Origin of the sequence: Streptomyces sp. SID3212 (assembly GCF_009865405.1) — a bacterium.
Lineage (GTDB): Bacteria > Actinomycetota > Actinomycetes > Streptomycetales > Streptomycetaceae > Streptomyces.
This window is the reverse complement of the sequence record NZ_WWJY01000408.1, coordinates 24,687-31,580: the sequence shown is the minus strand read 5'-3', so window position 1 is coordinate 31,580 and position 6,894 is coordinate 24,687. Positions and strand designations below refer to the sequence as shown.

Sequence of the window (6,894 nt, the reverse complement as noted above, 5' to 3'; positions counted from 1 at the left end):
GTGTCGGAGGGGGTGGGTGGGGTGCGGATCAGGGTCAGGGTTTCGTCTCTGATCTTGGTCATCAGGGACTCGTTCCGTGCCTCTACGTTCAGGCGCAGCAGGGGTTCCGTGTTGGAGGGGCGGAGGTTGAACCACCAGTCCTTCGCCGTGATCGTCAGGCCGTCCAGGTCGTCCGTCGTCACTCCCTCGCGGGTCGCGAAGGCCTCCCGTACCGCTGCCGTCCTGGCGGCCTGGTCGTCGACCGTGGAGTTGATCTCGCCGGAGCCCGCGTAGCGGTCGTACGACGCCACCAGGGCGGAGAGGGTGCCGGGCTGGCCGCCCAGGGCGGCCAGGACGTGGAGGGCGGCCAGCATGCCCGTATCGGCGTTCCAGAACTCGCGGAAGTAGTAGTGCGCCGAGTGCTCGCCGCCGAAGACCGCGCCGGTCCTCGCCATCTCCTGCTTGATGAAGGAGTGGCCCACCCGCGTCCGCACCGGCGTGCCCCCGTGCTCCTTCACGACTTCGGGGACGGACCAGGACGTGATCAGGTTGTGGATGATCGTGCCGCCGGGGTGCTTGGCCAGTTCGCGCGCGGCCACCAGCGCCGTGATCGCCGACGGCGAGACGCCTTCGCCGCGCTCGTCCACGACGAAGCAGCGGTCCGCGTCGCCGTCGAAGGCCAGTCCCAGGTCGGCGCCTTCGGCCAGGACGCGGGCCTGGAGGTCCACGAGGTTCTTGGGGTCGAGGGGGTTCGCCTCGTGGTTGGGGAACGTGCCGTCCAGCTCGAAGTACATCGGCACCAGGTCCAGCGGCAGCCCGGCGAACACGGTGGGGACCGTGTGGCCCCCCATCCCGTTGCCCGCGTCCACGACCACCTTCAGAGGGCGGATCTCCGAGAGGTCGACCAGGGACAGCAGGTACGCCGCGTAGTCCGACAACGTGTCACGTTCTGTGATCGTTCCGGGGGAGGGCGGGGCGGGCTCGACCTGGGGGGCCTCTTCCGCCAGCCTCGCCTCCACCCGCGCGCGGATCTCCGCCAGCCCCGTGTCCTGTCCCACCGGCGCCGCCCCCGCCCGGCACAGCTTGATGCCGTTGTACTTCGCCGGGTTGTGCGACGCCGTGAACATCGCCCCCGGCAGCCCCATGTCCCCCGACGCGAAGTACAGCTGGTCCGTGGAGCACAGGCCGATGATCGTGGCGTCCGCGCCGCGTGAGACCGCTCCCCGCGCGAAGCTCGCGGCCAGTCCCGGCGACGAGGGCCGCATGTCGTGGCCGATCACGATCGCCCGGGCCTCGGTGACCTCCACAAAAGCCCCGCCGAACAGCTCCGCGAGCCGGTCGTCCAGCTGATCCGGATACAGCCCTCGTACGTCGTAGGCCTTCACGATCTGCGACAAGTCCGCCACGAGCCACCCCTCCTGAGTTCGGTGCGCCGATACCGCGACCCGGCCGCACCCCTGCGATCGGCTCAAACTACCCGTACGGGACGGCGGACTCGTCGACGATCGCGTTACGGAACCGTCCCGCTACCCCACACGCACGGCGGACTCCCGGAAGCGGGCTCACGGAAGCATCCATCCCAGGACCGCCGTGCTCTGTCCCACCACGATCAGGCACATCACCAGCAACAACCCGAGACTCCACGGCAGCACCTTCCGCAGCAGGTCCCCCTCCTTCCCCGCCAGCCCCACCGCCGCACACGCGATGGCCAGGTTCTGGGGGGAGATCATCTTGCCCAGCACTCCCCCGGAGCTGTTCGCCGCCGCCAGCAGCTCCGGTGACAGCCCCGACTCCCGTGCCGCCGTGACCTGGAGGGCGCCGAACAGCGCGTTGGCCGAGGTGTCCGAGCCGGTGACCGCGACCCCGAACCACCCCAGGATCGGTGACAGGAACGCCAGCCCGGCGCCGGCCGCCGCGACGAAGTGGCCGATGGTGGCCGCCTGTCCGGACAGGTTCATGACGTACGCCAGGGCGAGTACGGAGGTGACGGTGAGGATCGCGTACCGCAACTCGCGGACCGTCGCCGCCCACTCCCGCGCCGCGTCCGCCGCCCGTACCCCCAGTACGCCCGCCGTGAACAGGCCCGCGAGGAGGACGAGAGTGCCGCCGGTCGCGACGAGCGGCAGGGAGAAGACGTTGGCGCCCACCGGCTTCCCGTCCTCGTCGGAGACGTCCAGGAAGGGCCAGTCGAAGACCTGGGTCGCCTTCGCCAGCAGGTCCTTGACCGGCGGGATCTGGGCGATCGAGAAGATGACCACGATCAGGGCGTACGGCGCGTAGGCACGCAGCACTTCGCGGCGCGGGTCCTCCTCGTCGAGATCCTCGCTCCGTACGCCCGTGAGCACCGCGACCCGTACCTCCTCGCGCGCCGGCTCGCGCGCCGAGGGCACCGCGACCAGTGCCGCCGCGCCCGCCAGCGCCGCCGCGATGTCGGCGAGTTGGGCGGAGACGAAGTTCGAGGCGGCGAACTGGGCGGCGGCGAAGGCGAGTCCGCAGGCGAGGGCGGGCAGCCAGGTCTCGCGCAGCCCCCGGCTCCCCGTACATCTCCTGCGCGGCGATGTCAGAGAACTGCCCCGCCGTGACCAGATGGGCCCTGCCCAGCACACGTCCCGGGGCGTCCGGATCGTAGAACGCCCGTCCCCCGCCCCACACCGGCGACTCGGTGGCGAAATACACCGCGCCCGGGACCTCCACCGGCACGGACCGTTCCGGCGGGCGTGGGTCGCGGCAGCCCCGGTACGCCCTGGCCGCGCCGGGCGGGCGGCCTCCCGTGAGGTAGTACGCGAGCCGGCCGAGGTCCATGTTGGAGCCGTACGACAGGTACCAGACCTGGCGCGGAGAGGGCGGGGAGGAGCGACCGAGGCGACCGGCGGTCCCTGCCTGCTCGATGACGGTCTCCTCGATCACGGTCTCCTCGATCAACGACTTCTCGATGACGTGAAGGCGCTCCATGGGGCTCCCACCGGGTTCAGACTGCGCTGGTGAGAAATCCATACCCCTGCCCCTGCTGCGGCCATCGCGTCCTCGACGAGATGCCCGGTTCCCACGAGATCTGTCCCATCTGCTTCTGGGAGGACGACGGCGTCCAATTCCGCTGGCCCTCGATGGCCGGCGGCGCCAACCGCATATCGCTGCTGGACGCCCAGCGGAACTTCCAGGACTTCGGCGCGTGCGACGAGCACGGCAAGCGGTACGTACGCCCCCCGGCGGAGAACGAGACGCTGGACCCGTCCTGGCGTCCCATCGACCCGTCGCGGGACTCCTTCGAGCACTGGGAGGGCCTGGACGAGGCGGACGCGGAGAACCGTACGCCCTGGCCCGAGGACCGCTCCGTGCTGTGCTGGTGGTTACCGACCTTCTGGCGCCGCGACCTCCGGCCCGGAGCACACTGAGCGGCCCGGCGTCACTCCCCCTTGCACCCTCGCACCCTCAGCCCCTCAGCCCCTCACACCTTCACGCCGAGGCGCCGGAAAGCTGTTCCCGTACCCACCCGACATCCGGGTTGGTACGGGACCGGCCCCGCCACTGCTGCGGCGCCTGGCCTCCAGCGCGCCGGTCGACCTCATGGGCGTGGGCCGGGCCTGGGCGTGACGGTGGGTGTGAACGGTGGCGTGAGCGGGGGCGTGGGCGTGGCGGTCTCGATGAGTTCCGGCCGGATGGCCAGTCTGTTCCGGTGAGGGTTGTACGACACCTGTCGTGACGCGTGTCGTACCGCACCCGGACAGACACCACCCACCCCGGAGGATCCCATGACCACCACCCCCCGCGACCCCGGCAACGACCTCCCCGGCAAGCCGCCCGTCGTTGACCTCGTCACCTGGCAGGCGGCCCGCGACGAGCTGCTGGTCCGCGAGAAGGCGCACACCCATGAGGGCGACGCGATCGCCGCGGCCCGGCGGCGGCTGCCGATGGTGGAGTTCGACGGGTCGGTGGAGGTCGTCGGGCCCGACGGGCCGGTGCCGTTCCTGGACCTGTTCCAGGGGCGCGACGAGCTCGTCGTCTACAAGCACATGTGGTACGACGACACACCCCACCAGGGCCAGTGCGAGGGCTGCACCACCACGGCCTGGCACGTGAAGGACGCCGTCTACCTCAACGCGCGCGGGGTCTCGTACGCCGTGCTGACGACGGGGCGTTGGGACGAGGTGGCGTCCTTCGTCGGGTTCATGGGCTACACCCAGCCCTGGTACTCGGTGCGTGACGTGGACGGGCCGGTCGGCGGGGAGATGGGACACCTCACCGCTTTCCTGCGCGAGGGCGACCGCGTGTTCCTCACCTACTCCACGACCGGCCGGGGCAACGAGCCGGTCAACGGGTCCCTCAGCCTGCTGGACATGACGCCCTACGGCCGCGGCGAGGCGTGGGAGGACCACCCCGGGGGGCGGCGCACGGCCGGTGGCACCCACGAGGGGCACCCGGCGGCGGGCCCGGCCGTGGACCACGAGGCGTGCTGGTACTGGCGGTCGGACGCCGACGGCGTCGCCACCTGGGGTCCGACGAGCCGCCCCGTACCCCAGTGGACCCGGCCCGGCGCCACTCCGGTGGAAACCCTCGGCCGGCACGGTCACCACCACTGACTCGCCCAAGGGCTCTCCCCTGGTCAGCGAATTGTGGCCGGTGTGACGGAAGTTGACACGCCCGCACCGCAGGACCCACGATGCCTGGTGTGCTCCGGGGACCCGACGGTGGTCCCCGAGCGCCCTCGACCATCCAGCCCTGCGCGGCATCAGTGTGCCCTCCCGAGAGGCTGTGCCCTTCTGGGAGGCGTCGCCTTTCCGCGTGCCCGCGCCGGGCTTTGCGAAGCCAGGATTGGATTTCTTCATGCCCAAAGCGAGTCATGTCCCCGTGTGGCGTCTGCTGGGGGTCAGCGCCGCGGCCGTCGTCCTGTCCGCCGTGGCCGCCACGTCCGCGTACGCGGGCGACTGCCCGGGCGGCAACGGCTGGGACAAGGGTCACCCCTCGGACTACAAGCCGGGGACGGGCGCCGGTGTGAAGACCGCGACGGACCGTTGTGAGTTCTCCCTCGACGGCGTGGCCTGGAAGGCCTCCGTCCAGGTCGACGACCTCAACCTCAAGCCGTCGGAGGACGGCAAGGTGCACGTGAAGGTCCGCGCCGCCGGCGACGCGGAGGCGTGCACCGCCTCGCTGGCCTCGTACCGTACGTTCGGGCCGACCTGGGCGACCTCCGGCGCGCAGGTCTTCCACGACTTCGACACCGTGAACGTGAAGCAGAGCGTGACGGACACCCTCGACATAGCCGTCCCGGACGTCGGCTGCTTCGCGCAGGTCGACCTCTACCGCGGCAGTGTCAAGTTCGACGGGAAGAAGGACGCGAACGACGGCTTCGAACACGGCGACCTGCCGATCGGCCCGGACCGTCCGGTCATCAAGGACAAGCTGATCGCGTCCTGGAACGGCGGTACGAAGGACTGCACCGCGCAGACCGTCCCGGCGCCCGGCCCGGACTCGACCCCCACGAAGACCCCGCCCGTGACGACCCCGGACTCGACCCCGACTCCCACGAAGACTCCGGCCGGGACGACCCCGGACACGACGCCGTCGACCACGGCGCCCGCGACGGTCTCGCCCACGGAGGCCGGGTCGGCGTCCCCGAACGCGTCCACCTCGACCTCCGCGTCCGCCTCCGCGGCCGAGTCGGCGTCGCCGGTGGTCTCGACGTCCAGCAGCGCGCAGGGCGGGCTCGCCGAGACGGGCAGCGGCGACGTCGTGGCGACCGCGACGGGTGCAGCGGCCCTGCTCGCCGTCGGCGGCGGAGTCCTCTTCTTCATGCGGCGCCGCGGAGCGGTCCGCTCGCACTGACGGCGGCGTCACGGAAGAACACGTGACACCACGGTGTGACGAGGGGTGCGGCGGATCATCCGCCGCACCCCTCGGTGTTTCGTACCGCCTGACGAACCGTCACGCGTCCTGCGCCGCGAACCCCGTCCGCCAGGACGCGTACTCAGGTTCCCAACCCCGCGAGCGGGCCAGTTCGTTGGACGCACCCCGCGCCCAACTCTGCTGTCCCGATACGGGTCCTGGCGCCGGCCGCCCGAGCGCGGCGGCCAGGACCGGCAGCCACGCGCGGCCCCGCGCCGGTTCGTCGTCCACGATGTTCACCGGACCGGAGGGCCAGGTGAGGGCGGCGACGGCGGCCCGCGCGGCGTCCGCGACGTGGACGAACGAACTCACCGAGAGATCCGCCTCGATGTTCCCGAGGAAACGCGCCTCCCGGTCACCCCCGAGGGCCGCGGACACGGCGCCGCCCGGCTCGTACCAGGTGCCGGGGCCGTACAGGACGCCGTACCGCAGCAGCACCGCCGTGTCGATCTCGGCCGCCGTCTCCTCCAGCACCCGTACCCCCTCCACCATCGCGCCGCGCGGCTCCGCCGCCCCGAGGTCGAGCGGTACGGTCTCGTCGGCCGGCTTGTCCCCGGGCGCGTACACCCAGGCGAGCGACTGGACGACGATCCGGTGCACGTCGGCGTCGTGGGCCGCGTCCACCAGATTGCGCGTGCCCTCCCGGCGCAGCCGGTCGGTCGCCCCGGCGTCGGCGTCCGTCAGGTCGGTGAGCTGGTTGATCACCGCGTCGGGCGCGGCGGCGGTCACCGCCTGCCGCAGACCGTCGGGGTCGAGCGCGTCGGCCTGGACCGCCGAGGCGCCCTGGCGGCGTACCCGCTCGGTGCCCGCGAGGGTGCGGGAGACGCCGGTGACCTGGTGTCCGGCCTCCAGCAGCAGGGGTACGAGGAGTCGGCCCACCGCACCGGTGGCACCCGCGACCAAGACACGCATGGGGATCAGTCCTCTGGTCGGTCCAGCCCGGAAGAGCCGCCCGGCCCCGGCCCCGGCCTCACGGCCGACGAGGGGCGGCGCGGTCGCCCATCGTGGCACCGCCGTGGGTCCCGGCACCCCGGT

Annotated in this window: 6 protein-coding genes and 2 pseudogenes; 4 read left to right on the top strand and 4 right to left on the bottom strand. The window is 71.8% G+C overall.

Going from position 1 to position 6,894, the window contains the following annotated elements; translation table 11 throughout:
* The 3 genes and pseudogenes from GT042_RS12470 to GT042_RS39000 all read right to left on the bottom strand — a co-directional run.
* Window positions 1-1,385: phosphomannomutase/phosphoglucomutase (locus tag GT042_RS12470; RefSeq protein ID WP_161308773.1), on the bottom strand; the 1,385-nt coding region annotated here is incomplete at its 3' end.
* 156 nt (window positions 1,386-1,541) lie between these two features.
* Window positions 1,542-2,510 (bottom strand): annotated as a pseudogene (locus GT042_RS12465) (L-lactate permease); the annotation flags it as partial.
* Window positions 2,506-2,781 (bottom strand): annotated as a pseudogene (locus tag GT042_RS39000) (histone deacetylase); the annotation flags it as partial. The pseudogenes GT042_RS39000 and GT042_RS12465, both read right to left, overlap by 5 nt.
* On the opposite strand from GT042_RS39000, the gene GT042_RS38995 reads away from it, so the two are divergent.
* From GT042_RS38995 to GT042_RS12450, 4 genes are all read left to right on the top strand, one after another.
* On the top strand, window positions 2,780-2,920 hold the full coding sequence (locus tag GT042_RS38995) for a hypothetical protein (RefSeq protein ID WP_237530738.1): 141 nt from the start codon (window positions 2,780-2,782) through the stop codon (window positions 2,918-2,920). The pseudogene GT042_RS39000 and the gene GT042_RS38995 overlap by 2 nt on opposite strands.
* Window positions 2,921-2,960: 40 nt before the next feature.
* The gene (locus GT042_RS12460) at window positions 2,961-3,371 is read left to right on the top strand and encodes a CPCC family cysteine-rich protein (RefSeq protein ID WP_161306767.1); all 411 of its coding nucleotides are present in this window, start codon (window positions 2,961-2,963) and stop codon (window positions 3,369-3,371) included.
* Between the two features lie 357 nt (window positions 3,372-3,728).
* Window positions 3,729-4,556: a DUF899 family protein gene (locus GT042_RS12455; protein ID WP_161306766.1), complete on the top strand. Its 828-nt coding sequence runs from the start codon at window positions 3,729-3,731 to the stop codon at window positions 4,554-4,556.
* A gap of 244 nt (window positions 4,557-4,800) precedes the next feature.
* Window positions 4,801-5,799 (top strand): LPXTG cell wall anchor domain-containing protein, encoded by a 999-nt coding sequence (locus GT042_RS12450; protein WP_161306765.1) that lies wholly within the window; start codon window positions 4,801-4,803, stop codon window positions 5,797-5,799.
* Window positions 5,800-5,898: 99 nt separating this feature from the next.
* Here the strand turns inward: GT042_RS12450 and GT042_RS12445 are convergent, their stop codons facing one another.
* Complete coding sequence (locus tag GT042_RS12445) at window positions 5,899-6,771, bottom strand: NAD(P)-dependent oxidoreductase (protein WP_161306764.1); 873 nt, start codon at window positions 6,769-6,771, stop codon at window positions 5,899-5,901.
* Window positions 6,772-6,894: the final 123 nt, after the last annotated feature.